This window comes from Dyadobacter sp. CY326 (genome assembly GCF_021390515.1).
GTDB lineage: Bacteria > Bacteroidota > Bacteroidia > Cytophagales > Spirosomataceae > Dyadobacter.
The window spans coordinates 182,179-198,179 of the sequence record NZ_JAJUXI010000012.1 but is presented as its reverse complement, the minus strand read 5'-3'; the positions used below and the strand labels follow the sequence as shown (position 1 = coordinate 198,179).

Here is a 16,001-nt window from a genome sequence, read left to right as displayed (position 1 = left end):
TAGTTTCACCTTTGCAATTCCTGCCCACAAGCAATGTTATGGTGGTAATCACTCCATTTTTCAAAAACTAATTGGTTGACCGTCGGAGACTTCTTGGTAACCCAATGTAATGAGCTGGTCGCCAGCTGCAAGTCCCGAAAGAATCTCTACTTTTCCGTTGTAGCTCAATCCGGTTTTCACTTCTTTGGCTTTCGCAATTTTTTTATTTCCCTCGGTTACAGCTACATATACAACGTTCCCTTTTTCTGTGCTTTGGACAAAGTTTTGATCAATCGCCAATGCGTTTTTGCTAATGGCGTCATTAATTTGCACTTGTGCCATCATATTTGGCTTAATGTCCTTGCTTGTCGGAAGGTTGGCTTCAATCGAGAATGTGCGTGACAATGGATCAACCGCTGTGCTCACGAATGTGATTCTTGCCTTGTATTCCTTTTTCAAATCAGGAAATTTGACAATCACTTCATCGCCTTTTTTAACGCTTGCAGCATAAGTGTCAGACACCTTTGCAATTACTTTCAGATTGCTCAAATTCACGATCCGAACAACGCCCACACCCGGAGAAGCCATTTCGCCCACTTTCACATTCACCATATCCACAACACCCGCCATTGGCGAAACAATGTTCGTTTGCGACAATTGCGTGTTCAATGTGCTAAGTCTTCTTTCCAAAGATTCTTTATTGTTCTTCGCTTGAAGATATTGCAGCTCCGTTCCGATTTTTTGGTCCCAAAGGTTTTTCTGCTTCTCGTAAAGGGTGTTAGCAAGTGACATTTGCGTTTTCAGCTCTTCAATGGATTCCATCAGAATGCTGTTGTCAATTTTGCCGATCACCGTCCCTGCCTTCACATAATCGCCTTCGCGAACATTCATTGCAACCACCGCGCCGCCCGATTTTGGCGTAACCATGACATTGTTTTTGGCGTCCACCGTTCCCTGCAATTCCACGTAATGGCGGAATGTTTCCGCATTTAATGTGTCAACGCTCACCGGTTTTACCTTCGCTTCGGCAGCTTTGTTCGGATCAAGTTTTGTGATTTCAATTTCAAGAGCCTTGATCTTTTTCTCGTTTTCCGCACGTTCCGCTTTCAACTTGGCCAGCTCTTCTTTTTTTGCTGCCACGCCGTCTTTCTTTTCATCCCCGCCGCATGCTGCAAGGAGGATGGTCATAGCTGTTATGATTAAAAAATTTCTTTTCATGATATAGGTAAGTAGCAGTTTCAAATTTTGTTTCAGTGTTAATGTGATGCTTATTTTTCAGTATAAAGTTCTCCTCTGGCTCTGCTCAAATCGACTTTGGCGATCATGAGGTCATAAAGCGCTGTGAAATAATTGGTTTGCGCTTCTTTTAATGATGATTCTGCATTAATAACCTCAATGTTCGAGCCGACGCCTTCTTTGTATTTGATTTTCGAAACGCGAACAATTTCCTGGGCCAGTGTCAGGTTGCGATTCTGGGTTTCCAGTGTTGCAAATGCATTTTTGATGTTAATGCTCGCCTGGTTGTTTTCCAGATCAATCGACTGTTTCAGCAATGTCTGGTTGTTCTTAACCTGGTCGATCGCAATTTTTTTCTGGTTGATTTGATATCTTTTTGAAAAACCATCAAAAATTGGAATGTTAAGGTTTACGGTTAACACCATGTTATTATACCAATTATCGGTAAACAGCTGTGAAAATTTGTCATAACCAGCATTATATCCATATCCCACAGAAGCCGACAAACTGGGCAGATATCCACTGCGAACATTGCGCAAATCAAGGCCGGCCAATCTTTCCTGGGTGTTCAGCAAAGAATATTCAATGCGGTTTTCGTAGCTCAGGTCGCCACTGGCAGACGCTGCTTTGAGTGCATCGACATTCACAGCATTGATATCGTCGGTCAACTTAATTGGCTCATTAGCAGGCATTCCCATTTGAAACTTCAACAAAGCATAGCTGAGTTCAATGAGATTCTGCACTTTCTGGCGTTCGGTTTGCAGGTTATTAATTTGGACTTCGATCCGATTTACATCCAGCAACTCTACGAAGCCACTTTCATTCATTATTTTCGTTTCGCGCATGAGCGAGTCCACGCGGGCAATGTTGAGGTCAAGCAACTTGGCTCGTTCTTCCGCCACTTGTGCAGAGTAATAAGCTTTTGTAACTGCCTCTGCAACAGATATTTTAGATGAGGTGGTCGATTTTTGTGCCAACTCACGATAAGTTGCAGCAGCTTTTAGACCAATAAAATAAGAACCGCTAAAAATGAGCTGGTTCAAATTCGCAGACGCCGAACCTTGCCACGGAATCCCGAATTCAACCGCAGCAGGCGGTGCATCTGCCGGAGCACTTGGGTCGAAAGCATTAGCTGGAAGGAAAAATCTTGGGATAATAATGTTGTTGGTCACTGAAACAGCTGCACTCAATTGTGGCAAACCAGCCGCCCTGATTTCCCCAATGCGCGCCTCTGCCGAAAGTGCGTCGAGTTGCGCATTTTTAATATTCAAATTGTGCTTGACTGCATAATCTACGGCTTGTTCCAGGGAGAAACTCCCGTCCTGCGCGCGGAGAGGCCCGAAGCTGAGTAAGATTGCCAGCAGCATCAGGCTGCGGCGTATTATTTGTTCATTTTTCATGGGTGTTGATTTCAATTGCTGATCTGTCTTTTATGGTGTTGTAATATTCAAATCCTTTTTCTGATAAAACCCCTCTTAAAAAATGTAGCAGAAACTGCATCTGCGTATGCATCATATTAAATTTTTTCTGCGGAAAAATGGTCGGGTCAAAAGCCATAACGATCTGTTCTATACGGAGTAAGGCAAGCACAGCCACGTCTATATCAGGTCTGTAAAGCCCTTGTTCAATGCCGGTTGTCAGATTTTCGCGAATGCTTTTAAGCAAAAAATCATGTTTATAGGTTTCAAATTGCTCCCAGGCCAACGGATAGTATTTTTTCAGATCGTATAGCAACACAGGGTTCATAGTTGAAAGCGTATCCCGCATTTGCGCCGACGCGTACATCATTTGTTCAATGGGATTGGCAGCTTTCTCTTCCAGTTTCTCCATTTCGCACTTTTGGTCCATTATTTGATTCTGGATCACCAATGCGAGAATGGCTTCCTTGTCTGAATAATGCTGGTAAATGGTTCGCTTCGAAATCCCCAGATCTTTGGCAATATCATCCATGGTAACGCTCTTGATTCCATAGCGCCAAAACAGATTTAGGGCAGATTTTATAATTCGCTCTTTCACAAAGCAAATTTGAAATATTCAATCGAAAAAAACTATGAAAACTTTCAAAATGTTTAAAGTTTTCTGACAGTCGGTAGGCACTATTGTTCAGATGGTTACGAAATGAAGATCCAAAGCACGCAAGCCGAACGCTTCCAAATGTAGAGACGCATTGCGGTTCAGGACAATCAAAAATTTATTAAACGGATAATTTGGGGTATGAACTTGGGAAATCGGGAGATAAATCACTTGGTTACGGGAATGATTTAGATGTAAATGATGTTTGGAAATGACACATATTCTGACCAATTTTCCGGTCTTTTGTCTTAGTATTTACTTCCAATTCACTAATTGCTATCGCGACAAACAAATCAATGAAAAGCTACATTGACCTGATTCAGCAGACGTTTGAGTTTCCTACAATGGAATTTAATGTCGACAATAATGAGTTGCTGTTCAACAATGTACCACTGATGGATATCATCAAAGAACATGGTACGCCGTTAAAAATAAATTATCTGCCAAAAATCGGGGAGCATATCGAAAATGCAAATATGTTTTTTCGGAATGCATTCAAAAGACATAATTACAAAGGAAGTTATACTTATTGCTATTGCACGAAGTCTTCCCATTTCAGCTTTGTGCTGGAAGAAGCTTTGAAGCACAATATACATCTTGAAACTTCTTCGTCATTTGATATCCCCATCATTCGTGAATTGTATCGTCGCGGCAAAGTAACCAAAAGCACATATATTTTGGCAAATGGTTATAAATTGCCACGTTACACGCAATATCTCAGCGAATTGATCAACGAAGGATTTAATGTTGTTCCGATTTTGGATAACCTGAAAGAGATCGAATCTTACGAGCAGCAGGTTACTGCGGATACAGTGAATTTTGGAATGCGCATTGCAACGGACGAAGAGCCGAACTTTGCGTTTTACACCTCACGTCTGGGCATTCGTTACAATGATGTGCAGCAGCTTTATAAGGAAAAGATTGAATCTAATCCGCGTTTCAAGCTCAAAATGCTGCATTTCTTCATTAATACGGGCATTAAAGACAGTGCTTATTATTGGAGTGAGTTGACAAGGTTTATGTTCAAATACTGCGAAATGCAGAAAATTTGTCCTGAACTTGATTCCATCGACATTGGCGGCGGGTTACCGATCCAAACCTCTTTGCAGGCAGGCTATGATTACCAGCAAATGATCGACGAGATCATTGAAAATATTCAGTGGATCTGTAATAAAAACAATGTTCCTGTTCCGCACATTTTTACGGAATTTGGAAGTTACACAGTCGGCGAAAGTGGCGCGGTGATTTATGAAATCATTGACAAAAAGCTTCAAAATGATAAGGAGCTTTGGTATATGATCAACGGCTCGTTTATTACGCAGTTGCCGGATTCGTGGGGCATGAACCAGAAATACATCATGCTGCCGATCAATAACTGGGACAGTCCTTACCAAAAGGTGAACCTTGGTGGGTTAACATGCGATTCGCAGGATTTTTATAACAGCGAAATGCACAGCGCAGATTTGTATATGCCGATTTTTGAAGAAGATTCGGAAAAGCAATACATTGGATTTTTCCACACAGGCGCTTACCAGGAATCTCTGGGCGGTTATGGCGGCATTCAACATTGCCTTATTCCGGCTCCGAAGCACGTTTTAGTCGACAAGGATGAAGATGGCAAAATTATTACGCGTGTCTTCGCTGAAGAGCAGAATAGCGATTCGATGCTTAAAATCTTAGGTTTTAAAGAAGAATCGTTTGTTGTTCCAGAAAAGAATGTCGGAACGGAAATGCAGCCGATTGAAGAAGAGGAAGAGTTGGCAGACACAAAAATCTGACCATTGATATAAAGTTCTTTGAATGAGTTCGTTATTAGTCAAACTGAAACACTCATTCAAAGAATTATTTTTTATATTTTTGCGGTGACAAATTTTACACAAACAGGAAAAATGAAAAAGACATTACTGCTCCTTACGATTTGCGGTTCATTGGCGTTTGCATCTTGCACGAAACACGCCTGCCCAGCTTACGGTTCTACACATAAAGTAACTCAGCCAGTGCCTGCTGAAAGAGTCTAAATTTTATTACCAAGGATGATTTTAGCTGCTTCGAACAAACTGACCGCAGCAAAATCGCCTGTTGAAGCTTCTGTTTCAGGAACAATCTGAATTGTTCTTACTCCTGCATTTTTACCAGCCTCCATATCCCGGTCGCGATCCCCGATCATCCAGGATTGCTCCACATCAATATCATATTTCGCAATTGCTTTTTCAAGCATTAGCGAACCAGGTTTCCGCGAAAGCGAAACGCCTGAAACGCTTGGATGATAAGGTGAAAAATACAAGTCATCCAAAGCGTTATCAGACACTTGCTGCATAGCTTTATGGATCGCATAAACATGATCAGCCGAGTAAAGTCCTTTCGCAATCCCAGCCTGGTTCGTCACTACGATTAGCAAGAAACCTGCTTCTTTTAATGCTTTAAGTGCTTCCGGCACACCATCGGGAATCACCAGTTTTTCCAGTTCGTATAAGTAATCCGGGCAATCCTCATTCAGCACTCCGTCGCGGTCGAGGAATACGCATTTTGTTTTGGATAAAGCCATAATAAGGAGTGACTAGGAAGAAAATTCTTTAACGGATTCGATGAAACAACGCACTTTATCAGGATCTGTGTCCGGATAAACGCCATGGCCTAAATTGGCAATGTAACGCTGTGTGCCGAATTGCTGCACCATGTTTTTCACCTCTTTCCGGATTTGGTCATATGAAGCGTATAGCACGCAAGGGTCAAGATTTCCTTGCAATGTTTTGGTAGGAATTAACTCACGTGATTCCGCAATGTCCATATTCCAATCCAAGCCCACAACTGAGCAGCTCAGCTCTGAAATGGCTTTGCGAGCAAAGAAAGCACCTTTGGCAAAAACAGTCACTGGCACTTCGTCAATGGCGTCGCAAATCTGTTTGATATAAGGCAAAGAAAACGTGTTGTATTGCTCAGGCGACAGAATCCCAGCCCAGGAATCGAATATTTGAACAAGGTTTGCCCCGGCAACAACTTGCGCTTTCAAGTAAGCAATAGTGCTATCCGTTATTTTTTGGAGTAACAAATGGGAGAATTCGGGATCGGCGTAAAGATGCTTTTTTGCGACAGAGAATGTCTTTGAGCCCTTGCCTTCCGTCATGTAACAGAAAATAGTAAAAGGCGCTCCCGCAAATCCAATCAATGGCACACGTCCTGCTAACCCCGTCTTGGTCAGCTTAATCGCGTCCAAAACATATTTCAAATCCGTTTCCGGCTCCGCAATGTGCAGTTTATCAAGGTCTTGAATCGTATGAACTGTTGCCGGAAAAATCGGCCCACTTTTTTCCACCATTTCATAAGGCAACCCCATCGCTTCCGGAATCACCAGAATGTCTGAAAATATAATGGCCGCATCAACACCCAGCAAATCAACAGGTTGCAATGTAACCTCAGCAGCCATTTCCGGCGTTGTCGCCAACTTTATAAAACTTCCAGCCTGTGCACGAACCGCTCTATATTCAGCCAAAATCCGGCCAGCCTGCCGCATCATCCAAACGGGAGTACGTTCCGTTTTCTCCCCACGCGCCGCCCGAAGCAAAAGATCATTTTTCAATTCCATAGGGCAAAGTTAGGGAGAAAGCGGTAAGGTCGCACGGTCATTAGTCAAGAAAAGTGTATTGATTACAAGCGTTCAAAGTTGTTGCTTCTGGATGTGCAACGAAATGCAAATGGTCGCTGCTCTTTGCAAAGCTTTTTGATTTCCTGCCAGCGTCTAATGATTTGTTCAACCATTTCCCAGTATTGATATCCGTTCTTAGAGGGCGGACTTAGGAAAAAAACGCCGACTTGATGCTCTTCAAAAAGCCGTCGTTGACTCTTAGTCCTGTGGATGTTTAAGTCCTGTGTGATTACCACGGCTCTTTCAGCACCAATTTTTGGCAGCCAATCTTCATCCAGAGCGCCTTTACCAAAGACGGTGATTATCGACACAACTTCAAAGTTAGATCCTAGCGGCTTTTCTAAAATGTCTAATCCTGCGGCAATATGTGGAGAGATGTTTTCGTCAATGTAAATTCTTGTCATGCCGCGTGCTGGTGATAGAAAATGGCATCATTCACCTGCGCTTTCGTCAATTCATACAGTCGTTGAATTACTTCAATGGACTCACCGCCACGGAATAAATTAAATACACTCTCGGAAAGAATATTTGTGTTGCCAATAACAGGCTGGCCAAACTGCCTTTTAGGGTCGATTACAATGCTATGATCTTTTCCCAATGGGAAGAATCGTTCAGCAAGGTCATTTTTATTAAAATCTATTTTCCTGCAAAATGGCTCGAATATTTCTTTAATTGTGATTTGTAAAGTCTCATCTGCCCTGATTATTTCACCAACTTTGCCTGCAAACAACACATGGCGTCCATCGGTGAATATGTTGGATTTGGCAAATGGATATCTTGTTTCAAATGTTTCACTAAGCACTTTGTGAGCCTTAACGATCTTTTGCGTAGTCACACCTTCTTGCCTAAGCTGATAAAAAGCAAAGAATTCAATTAATGTGTAAAAGTTGGTCACCAACTCGTTTCCCGAACCACTGGAAAATAAAGATCGATCATTGTCTGCGAATTGATTATTCCAGTAATCTTTAAGCCACCTTCTGACTTTGGGTTGGGGAAGGTTTAGGATAGATGCAATGTCGGGAACTGTGTAGAGTCCGGTTCCTAGCCCAAAGGCGTTCTGTGTTTCGGAAGTCATCTTTTATGGAATAGTGTGGAAAATTGGTTTAAGTAATGTTCAAACTTAAACCAATTTTCAGAAAAACCATGACCTAAGAACTTAGATTTTGGAAACCGAAATCAAAACCTAAAATTCACCCCAACCAGAAAATTCCTGCCTGCTTGCGGAAAGTAAAAATTCTCTTGTGTCAATGCGCCGCCGGCGAAATATCCGTATGTGTAGCCGTTGGATTCGTATTTTTCTTCGAGCACATTGTTGACTAGTAAATTGAAGGAAATTTCACGCGCCCAACTTGGCCGGATCGTCCAGGAAAGGCGGACGTCGTTGGTGAAGTAGGCGTCGAGCTTGCGGGTTTCGGACGATGTGTTGTCCAAATATTGCTTGCCTACATATTTGCTGAGCAATGCTAATTCGAGGTCTTTTCTAATGATGTAAGTCAGCTGACTGCCTGCTATGGCATTGGGCGAGAAAGAAATGTCTGACTTGCCGTGGCTGATTGTGTTGTAATCGCCAGTGTCATAGTTGATAACATATTCTGTAAAATCCTTGATCTTGTTTTGGCTGAATGTTGCGTTTACATTCCATTTTAAAGCTTTACTCAATGCTATGGCACCTTCCAGCTCAATTCCGGTGCGGTAACTTTTTGGAACATTGACGCGAACCGAATTTCCAACATCATTAATTTGACCAGTTAAAACGAGTTGGTTTTTATAAGCCATCAGATAATAGTTGGCCGAGAAAGCCCAAATCCCACGCTGCGTTTTGAAACCAGCTTCAACATTCTGCAACTGCTCGCTTTTTGGGATTAAACCTGTCGTTGATGAAGTAAAATCATCGCGGTTAGGCTCGCGATTTCCTACACTGTAAGATGCATAAATCGAACTTTGATCCGCTAATTGATATGTTAAACCTGCTTTTGGATTGAAAAATGAATAAGACTGGTCAAATGCCAATGCAATCTGATCGTTATCAGTGCCTTGAATGTTGTGGCTTACGGTTCTGAATTGTAAATCGACAAAAGCATTCAGCTTCGGGGTGAGCTGGTAATATAGCTTTCCGTAAATATTGAAATCCTTTTTAATGCCTTTGCTGAGATAATATTGATGATCGTTTTCAATGTCTCCAGCATTGCGCGCCCAGATGATGCGCCCGTAATGGTCGCCGTCATATTTGTTATAGCCGCCGCCGAAGCTGGCAGTCAGCTTTTTAAAACTGTTGTATTCCAAGGAAAAAGTGGAGCCATAAAAATAATTATCGAGCCAGCGGCGACGGGTTAGATCCGTGCTCGTCAACGTGTCTTTTCCAACCACGACATTGGGCAAATTATAATTGCTGTAATTATCACCCATCCTGGATTGCTCATAATAACCAAGTCCGCGAACTAAAAATGCATTGAGGTTAAAGATCCATTTATCGCTCAAATTATGCGAAGAAACAATCTGGTAATGATCTTGCCGGTAATTATCAACCTCGTTTTTGTATGTGTAAGAGTTGTAAGTGCGATTATCCGAATCAAGCAAATTCTGCGCATCTTTTTCACTCAAACCATTCCGATCAATGTAGCTTAAAACACCTTCGCGGTCTCCACGCAACTTGGCTTCCGGAACGCCATTCCATGATTGGTAAGTCCGCTCGTTGCCCGAAAACACATTCACCCGCACAAAACTCTTTTTACCAAAGAATCCGCCAGATAAATAATAAGAATGCAGCTCCGATGAAGCCCGATCCACATAACCATCCGAAGAAACGCGAGACAGTCTTGCATCAAATGTAAATTTCTCCTTAATCAGCCCTGAACCGACTTTCAATGTATTTTTGAATGTGTTAAACGAGCCATAAGAGCTGTTCAACTCAGCATAAGCTTCCTTGCGGAATGCGTTGGTGTTAATGTTAACCGAAGCTCCGAAAGCACCAGCGCCATTCGTAGAAGTTCCCACGCCGCGTTGAATTTGAATGCTGCTAACGGAAGAAGCAAAATCCGGCATATTCACCCAAAAAACCCCCTGACTTTCAGCATCATTATAAGGAATGCCATTGACCGTCACATTAATGCGTGTCGCATCCGAACCGCGAATCCTGATGCCCGAATAACCGACGCCCGCGCCTGCATCGCTTGTGCTCACGAGCGAAGGCGTGAAGTTGAGCAGAACAGGCAGATCTTGTCCAAGGTTTTGTTTATCAATGGCTTCTGCGGTCACTGTGCTATAAGCCATGGCGGATTTATCATTAGCTCGCGTTGCATTAATGATCACTTCATCGGCTTGAAAAGTGCTTTTGCTTAACTTGATTTCTAGCTGGTTATCATTGGTTAAAGGCAATTTTTGGGTTTGATAACCAATGTATGAGATTTCTAATGTTGGAATGTTTTCAGAAATATTTTTCAAACTGAAATTTCCTGAGCCGTCGGTTTGCGTGCCGCGAATGTCGCTGGCTTTAATGGTTGCGCCGGGCAGTGGTTTTCCGTCTTCCGCATCGGTAACGTGGCCTGAAATGGATCGTTGTGCAAACGCAGAACGGAATGATAATGTGCTGATTATGAATATAAACAGATAGGTAGTAACGTTTCGCATTGCGATTTTTTGGTTACAACAGGCAGGGGCCACCTATCAAATGGTTGCTTTTTCTCTCCCTACGCCGGCATTACCCGGATCAGGTCATATGGGTTTGATCTCAGCCCGTTCGGTAGGGCACCCCTTGAGATTATAGTGCAAAGCTACGCCGGAACAGCGGATGATTCAAGCTTTGTTAATTTATTGTTGTCTTTGAAACCACTTTTCCGGGCTTTGACTTGTGTGAAGCACAGCGGTTATCAAAATTGTCCCATCAGACTCGTTTACTATAAAGTGAATCATGAATGGAAATACATCAACAACTGCCGTACGCACGGAATAATAACGAACCGGATAAAGTTGCGGGTTTTCGGAAATTCTTTTGACCTTACTTTTGATGAATTTGATAAATCGCTTTCCCAAGTCTGGTTGCTGCTCATTATACCAAATTGCAGCTTCCTGAATGTCTTGCCTAGCTAATGGGAGGATTGAACTTTATACATTAAAGACCTTTTTCAATTTCATCTAGTGCTGTGTCAAAGTCAAGCGCTTGCTCAGGATTTTTCTTGAAGTCTGCTAGTCGTTCCAAAACGACATCCTTGTGCCATTGTGGAATGTTGTCCGTTTCTTCCTGTTCAATTTCCGCATATTTGGTTTTCAGTGCGTTCCATTCCGTAATGGGAATGTAAACGCCCGTGGTAATTCCCTGGCTGTCTGAAATATATTGGAGCTTCATAATCTTCTTATTTAAATTCAGAAACATTTGACCTGAAAGCCGATCCTGCCTTTTACAAATATAAACATTCGTCTTCTTTTCCTTATTTTTACACAACACAAAAAACGAACCTAACTGCTCGAAAATATACAATGGCGAACTATACAGACACAATAGAAATGAATGCTTCACAGCTGGCGATGGAGCTGGAATATCGGTATGGGGCGCATAATTATAAGCCTATGCCGGTGGTTTTGGAACGTGGGCTGGGGGTGCATGTTTGGGATGTGGAGGGGAAGCAGTATTTAGATTTTTTGTCTGCTTATAGTGCTGTTAGTCAGGGGCATTGTCATCCGAAAATTGTGGATGCGATGATTGCGCAGGCGCAAAAGCTAACGCTTACTTCGCGGGCTTTTTATAATGATAAGCTTGGAGAATGTGAGAAGTTTCTTTGCGAGTATTTTGGTTTCGATAAAGTGCTCATGATGAATTCTGGGGTGGAAGGCGGGGAAACTGCTTTGAAACTGACGCGGAAATGGGCTTATAAAGTGAAAGGAATCGAGCCTAATAAAGCCAAAACAATTTACGCTTCGGGCAACTTCTGGGGCCGGACGCTGGCTGCCATTTCTGCATCGACTGATCCTTCGAGCACGAATGATTATGGACCGTTTTTGCCTGGTTTTGAAATAATACCTTTTGACGATTTGGAAGCCTTGGAAAATGCCTTTGAATCGGATGCCAATATTGCCGGTTTTATGGTCGAGCCGATCCAGGGCGAGGCTGGTGTCGTAGTTCCCAAGGAAGGTTATCTCAAAGGCGTTCGCGAGCTTTGTACGAAATATAATGTGCTTTTTATTGCGGATGAAGTGCAAACAGGCATTGGGCGCACAGGAAAGCGTTTGGCATGTGACTGGGAAGGTGTAAAACCGGATATTTTGGTGCTTGGAAAAGCGCTTTCCGGTGGCGTAATGCCTGTTTCCGCTGCTTTGGCGGATGATGAAGTCATGCTGACAATCGCTCCGGGAGAACATGGTTCAACTTATGGCGGAAATCCCTTGGCTTGTGCGGTTACGATCGCAGCTTTGCAAGTGGTTATTGACGAAAATCTGGCTGATAATGCTGAAAAAATGGGTCAGCTTTTCAGGAGTAGAATGAGTGATTTGCAAAAGCAATGTTCTCTGATTGAAGTCGTTAGAGGAAAGGGTTTGTTGAATGCGATCGTGATCAATGACACGGAAGACAGCCCCACAGCCATGAACCTTTGTTACAAAATGATGGAAAAAGGACTGCTTTGCAAGCCGACGCATGGCAATAAAATCCGTTTTGCGCCTCCGCTTGTCATCAATGAAAAACAAATGAATGAGGCTTGTGACATTATAGAGCAGGTTTTTCTAGAAAACGCTTAGCGATTTATGAAAATAAAATTATTACTGGCCCTTCTTTCCATCAGCGCAGCCGTGCTTTCGTGCAAAGACAAAAATGTAGATCCGGTGACCGAAACGGAAACCAATCAGTGGATTTACGAAAACATGAAATACTGGTATTACTGGAACGATAACATGACCACGCAGCCAGATTATACCAAAGATCCAGCCTCGTTTTTTGAGTCATTACTTTACAAATATGACGCCACATTGCGGCCCGATGGCGACCGTTTTTCGTGGATTCAGGAGAGTGCTGAGGAACTGGAAGCGTCGTTGGCGGGCGAATCGAAAACTTCCGGGATGGAATATAAGCTCACTTACTTCCCAACTGGCAGCAGCAATGTAATCGGTGTGGTGCTTTATGTGCTTCCGGATTCGCCAGCTGCTAAGGCTGGGTTTGCGAGAGGAGACATTTTTAGCAGTGTAAATGGACAAAAGCTGACCGGCACCAATTACAGTCAATTGCTTAACTCACAGGAAAAACTGACTTACACATTAGCAACGATTAATGCAGCGGGAGTTTTGGAGGAAGGAACAACGAAGCGTGATGTTACGCCGGTTGTTTTGCAGGAAGATCCTGTTTTCTTTGACACAACTTATTCGATCGGCGCGCACAAAATTGGCTATGTGGTTTACCATCAATTCATTCCGGAGCCATTCAAAGCCAATAATGCGCTGTATGACAAGAAGCTGGACAATATTTTTAATGAATTCAAAAATGCAAACGTCAATGAGCTGATCGTTGACCTGCGTTACAATCCGGGCGGTTATGTAAGTTCGGCCACAAATCTTGCAAGTCTGATTGCGCGGGCGACTTCCAATGATGTTTTTTATTACAAAGAATATAACACAGAAGTCACGGAGACGAACATGAAAAAATATGGCGAGACTTATTTCTATGACAAGTTTGCGAGCAAAAGCCAAAACATTGGTTCACAGCTTAATAATGTCGTTTTTCTGGTTTCTTCGCGTTCGGCTTCTGCGAGCGAGCTCCTTATCAATGGGTTGAAACCTTATATGAATGTCACACTTGTAGGCGTCAAAACCGTTGGGAAAAACGTCGGCTCAGTCACGTTGACCGATTCCAAAAAGAAAGTGAAATGGGGATTGCAGCCAATCGTTTCCAAGTCATTGAACAAGGATAAAAAGTCGGATTACAGCGTCGGTTTCACGCCCGATATTGCTGTGAGTGAGGGGAATTTGCTTTTCCCTTATGGCAATCCGAAAGATCCGTTGCTTGGAGAAGCGCTTTTCAAAATAACGGGGACGCGCATAACACGGCAAGTGAGAAATGCCCGCACATTGCAAGAAGAAGATAGTCAAGAAATTACATCGACAATCCAGAAAAAAGCAGGCAGGAGCAATATGTTCTACGATAAGTAAGCCGCGCAGGGCATAGTTTTTTTAATTGATGTGACAAACAAACATTAACTAAACGAAGCTTATGGGAATCATCACTTGGATCATCGTCGGCCTGATCGCAGGCGCAATTGCAAAAGCCATTCATCCTGGAAAAGATCCGGGCGGTTTTATTGTAACAATTCTGATCGGTATTGCCGGCGCCGTAGTGGGAGGCTGGATTTCTTCAATGCTTGGTTACGGCACAGTAGATGGTTTCAACATCGGAAGTCTTTTTGTTGCTATCTTGGGAGCTGTAATTTTGCTCTTCATTTATAGAAAGTTTGCCACCAGATCTTAACGGATTATATTGAAATTGCATGGTGAGGGAAGGTGTCAAAACTATTCTCTCACCATTTTTTATTGCTATTTTTACAAATTGCAATGCTAAGTTCCTAACTGATTTAACTCATGAAGCTGGTTAACGATATGACTGTCTGGTTTTTGAAGCGTCGCTTCGAAAGGATTGAACAGTTTATGAAATACCCAATTGAGACTCAGCAGCGCGTGTTTTCAGAATTAATTGAGACCGCACGATACACGCATTGGGGAAGCAAATACAATTACGGACAGATCCGCACGATCAAAGAATTTCAGGATCAGGTGCCCGTTTCGACTTACGAAGAAATTTATCCTTATATCGAGCGCGTCCTTAAAGGCGAGCCGAATGTAATGTGGCCTTCGCAGATAGAATGGTTTTCAAAATCGTCGGGAACCACTAATGCACGCAGCAAATTTTTACCTGTTTCGCCCGAAGCATTGGAAGAATGCCATTACGAAGGCGGAAAGGATATGATGACTTTGCTCATCAACAACCGGCCCGACACGATGGTGTTTGACGGAAAAGGCTTATCCATCGGCGGCACATTGCATGCAAATCCATTTGACGATTACACCCAAATAGGCGATGTTTCAGCCGTAATTATGCAAAATTTGCCTTCCTGGGCAGAGTTTATGCGCACGCCGCCCTTGGATGTGGCATTAATGGATCATTGGGAAAGTAAATTAGAGAAAATGGCCTCGATATGTTCGCAGGAGGATGTAACGAGCATTCTGGGCGTGCCCACCTGGACCATTGTTTTGCTGGATCAGATTTTAGAACTGACCGGCAAGAAGCATATGCTAGAAGTTTGGCCCAATTTTGAGGTTTTCGTGCATGGAGCAGTGTCTTTTGAGCCTTACAGGGATTTGTTTATGAGCAAATATTTCCCTTCCGACCAGGTTTTATATCTTGAAACTTACAGCGCCTCTGAGGGGTTTTTCGCGATTCAGGATGACGTGACAAGGGTTGGTGAAATGCTTTTAATGCTTGATTATGGCATTTTTTACGAATTTGTTCCGGTTGAAGAAGTTGGGAAGCCACATCCGAAAGCATTGCTTTTAGATGAAGTTGAAATTGGTAAAAATTACGCATTGGTCATCTCCACGAATGCCGGCTTATGGCGTTATTTAATTGGCGATACGGTAAAATTTACTTCAACTTATCCGTTCCGAGTAAAAGTAAGCGGCCGGACAAAGCATTTTATCAATGCATTCGGCGAGGAAGTTATTGTTGAAAATGCCGATTACGCGATTAAGGTTGCGGCGCAAAAGACAGATTCGTTGGTTGTCAATTACACGGCCGGTCCCGTTTACATGGGCGATGGCTCGCGCGGGCGTCATGAATGGATTATAGAATTTACAAAAGAGCCGGATGATCGCGAACATTTCATTGCTTCGCTCGATGAAGCATTGCGTGAAGTGAATTCGGATTACGACGCAAAACGTTACAAAGATATGGCATTGCTGATGCCAAAAGTCCATTTTGTCCCTTCCGGCACATTCTACGCCTGGATGGGAAAACTTCACAAATTGGGTGGACAAAACAAAGTTCCAAGATTAAGCAACAGCCGGGAATATCTGGACGATCTGTTGGCAAGCTTATAGC

Annotated in this window: 15 protein-coding genes and 1 riboswitch; of the genes, 5 read left to right on the top strand and 10 right to left on the bottom strand. The window is 42.9% G+C overall.

Annotation, left to right across the window (positions count from 1 at the left end; all coding sequences use genetic code 11):
* Positions 1 to 60: 60 nt before the first annotated feature.
* The 3 genes from LZG73_RS22830 to LZG73_RS22820 are packed head-to-tail and all read right to left on the bottom strand — an operon-like array spanning position 61 to position 3,231.
* On the bottom strand, positions 61 to 1,197 hold the full coding sequence (locus tag LZG73_RS22830; RefSeq protein WP_233854844.1) for an efflux RND transporter periplasmic adaptor subunit: 1,137 nt from the start codon (positions 1,195 to 1,197) through the stop codon (positions 61 to 63).
* Between the two features lie 50 nt (positions 1,198 to 1,247).
* On the bottom strand, positions 1,248 to 2,615 hold the full coding sequence (locus tag LZG73_RS22825) for a TolC family protein (protein WP_233854842.1): 1,368 nt from the start codon (positions 2,613 to 2,615) through the stop codon (positions 1,248 to 1,250).
* Positions 2,605 to 3,231, bottom strand: coding sequence for a TetR/AcrR family transcriptional regulator (locus LZG73_RS22820; RefSeq protein WP_233854840.1), 627 nt, complete (start codon positions 3,229 to 3,231; stop codon positions 2,605 to 2,607). The genes LZG73_RS22825 and LZG73_RS22820 overlap by 11 nt, the downstream gene beginning before the upstream one ends.
* 353 nt (positions 3,232 to 3,584) lie before the next feature.
* Here LZG73_RS22820 and LZG73_RS22815 point away from each other — a divergent pair, with 353 nt between their 5' ends.
* Positions 3,585 to 5,066 (top strand): arginine decarboxylase, encoded by a 1,482-nt coding sequence (locus LZG73_RS22815; protein WP_233854838.1) that lies wholly within the window; start codon positions 3,585 to 3,587, stop codon positions 5,064 to 5,066.
* A gap of 236 nt (positions 5,067 to 5,302) precedes the next feature.
* On the opposite strand, the gene LZG73_RS22810 is transcribed toward LZG73_RS22815, so the two are convergent.
* The 7 genes from LZG73_RS22810 to LZG73_RS22785 form a co-directional block, all read right to left on the bottom strand.
* Positions 5,303 to 5,833, bottom strand: a complete 531-nt coding sequence (locus tag LZG73_RS22810) for an HAD-IIIA family hydrolase (RefSeq protein ID WP_233854836.1) — start codon at positions 5,831 to 5,833, stop codon at positions 5,303 to 5,305.
* A gap of 12 nt (positions 5,834 to 5,845) precedes the next feature.
* Positions 5,846 to 6,871 carry a uroporphyrinogen decarboxylase gene (gene hemE, locus LZG73_RS22805; RefSeq protein WP_233854834.1) on the bottom strand — a complete coding sequence of 342 codons (1,026 nt, stop codon included), beginning with the start codon at positions 6,869 to 6,871 and terminating at the stop codon, positions 5,846 to 5,848.
* A 62-nt stretch (positions 6,872 to 6,933) separates the two neighbouring features.
* Positions 6,934 to 7,335 carry a hypothetical protein gene (locus LZG73_RS22800; RefSeq protein WP_233854832.1) on the bottom strand — a complete coding sequence of 134 codons (402 nt, stop codon included), beginning with the start codon at positions 7,333 to 7,335 and terminating at the stop codon, positions 6,934 to 6,936.
* Complete coding sequence (locus LZG73_RS22795; RefSeq protein ID WP_233854830.1) at positions 7,332 to 8,006, bottom strand: DUF433 domain-containing protein; 675 nt, start codon at positions 8,004 to 8,006, stop codon at positions 7,332 to 7,334. Before LZG73_RS22795 ends, LZG73_RS22800 begins: the two co-directional genes overlap by 4 nt.
* Positions 8,007 to 8,107: 101 nt before the next feature.
* Positions 8,108 to 10,558 carry a TonB-dependent receptor gene (locus LZG73_RS22790; protein ID WP_233854828.1) on the bottom strand — a complete coding sequence of 817 codons (2,451 nt, stop codon included), beginning with the start codon at positions 10,556 to 10,558 and terminating at the stop codon, positions 8,108 to 8,110.
* Between the two features lie 40 nt (positions 10,559 to 10,598).
* A riboswitch (TPP riboswitch) is annotated at positions 10,599 to 10,693 on the bottom strand.
* A 45-nt stretch (positions 10,694 to 10,738) separates the two neighbouring features.
* On the bottom strand, positions 10,739 to 11,026 hold the full coding sequence (locus LZG73_RS25715; RefSeq protein ID WP_409014354.1) for a type II toxin-antitoxin system RelE/ParE family toxin: 288 nt from the start codon (positions 11,024 to 11,026) through the stop codon (positions 10,739 to 10,741).
* A 13-nt stretch (positions 11,027 to 11,039) separates the two neighbouring features.
* Positions 11,040 to 11,273, bottom strand: coding sequence for an addiction module protein (locus LZG73_RS22785; RefSeq protein ID WP_233854826.1), 234 nt, complete (start codon positions 11,271 to 11,273; stop codon positions 11,040 to 11,042).
* 131 nt (positions 11,274 to 11,404) lie between these two features.
* Here LZG73_RS22785 and rocD point away from each other — a divergent pair, with 131 nt between their 5' ends.
* From rocD to LZG73_RS22765, 4 genes are all read left to right on the top strand, one after another.
* Positions 11,405 to 12,658 (top strand): ornithine--oxo-acid transaminase, encoded by a 1,254-nt coding sequence (gene rocD, locus LZG73_RS22780; RefSeq protein ID WP_304488739.1) that lies wholly within the window; start codon positions 11,405 to 11,407, stop codon positions 12,656 to 12,658.
* A 6-nt stretch (positions 12,659 to 12,664) separates the two neighbouring features.
* Positions 12,665 to 14,059, top strand: a complete 1,395-nt coding sequence (locus LZG73_RS22775) for a S41 family peptidase (protein ID WP_233854824.1) — start codon at positions 12,665 to 12,667, stop codon at positions 14,057 to 14,059.
* A 61-nt stretch (positions 14,060 to 14,120) separates the two neighbouring features.
* Positions 14,121 to 14,375 carry a GlsB/YeaQ/YmgE family stress response membrane protein gene (locus LZG73_RS22770; RefSeq protein WP_233854823.1) on the top strand — a complete coding sequence of 85 codons (255 nt, stop codon included), beginning with the start codon at positions 14,121 to 14,123 and terminating at the stop codon, positions 14,373 to 14,375.
* A 110-nt stretch (positions 14,376 to 14,485) separates the two neighbouring features.
* On the top strand, positions 14,486 to 16,000 hold the full coding sequence (locus LZG73_RS22765) for a GH3 auxin-responsive promoter family protein (RefSeq protein ID WP_233854822.1): 1,515 nt from the start codon (positions 14,486 to 14,488) through the stop codon (positions 15,998 to 16,000).
* Position 16,001: the final 1 nt, after the last annotated feature.

Bases quoted from the DNA above. Each gene is read 5' to 3' on its own strand.
- LZG73_RS22770 (WP_233854823.1), top strand. From the start codon at position 14,121: ATGGGAATCATCACTTGGATCATCGTCGGCCTGATCGCAGGCGCAATT.
- LZG73_RS22825 (WP_233854842.1), bottom strand. From the start codon at position 2,615: ATGAAAAATGAACAAATAATACGCCGCAGCCTGATGCTGCTGGCAATC.
- LZG73_RS22775 (WP_233854824.1), top strand. From the start codon at position 12,665: ATGAAAATAAAATTATTACTGGCCCTTCTTTCCATCAGCGCAGCCGTG.
- hemE (WP_233854834.1), bottom strand. From the start codon at position 6,871: ATGGAATTGAAAAATGATCTTTTGCTTCGGGCGGCGCGTGGGGAGAAA.
- LZG73_RS22815 (WP_233854838.1), top strand. From the start codon at position 3,585: ATGAAAAGCTACATTGACCTGATTCAGCAGACGTTTGAGTTTCCTACA.
- LZG73_RS22795 (WP_233854830.1), bottom strand. From the start codon at position 8,006: ATGACTTCCGAAACACAGAACGCCTTTGGGCTAGGAACCGGACTCTAC.
- LZG73_RS22790 (WP_233854828.1), bottom strand. From the start codon at position 10,558: ATGCGAAACGTTACTACCTATCTGTTTATATTCATAATCAGCACATTA.
- LZG73_RS22830 (WP_233854844.1), bottom strand. From the start codon at position 1,197: ATGAAAAGAAATTTTTTAATCATAACAGCTATGACCATCCTCCTTGCA.
- LZG73_RS22785 (WP_233854826.1), bottom strand. From the start codon at position 11,273: ATGAAGCTCCAATATATTTCAGACAGCCAGGGAATTACCACGGGCGTT.
- LZG73_RS22800 (WP_233854832.1), bottom strand. From the start codon at position 7,335: ATGACAAGAATTTACATTGACGAAAACATCTCTCCACATATTGCCGCA.
- LZG73_RS22765 (WP_233854822.1), top strand. From the start codon at position 14,486: ATGAAGCTGGTTAACGATATGACTGTCTGGTTTTTGAAGCGTCGCTTC.
- LZG73_RS22810 (WP_233854836.1), bottom strand. From the start codon at position 5,833: ATGGCTTTATCCAAAACAAAATGCGTATTCCTCGACCGCGACGGAGTG.
- rocD (WP_304488739.1), top strand. From the start codon at position 11,405: ATGGCGAACTATACAGACACAATAGAAATGAATGCTTCACAGCTGGCG.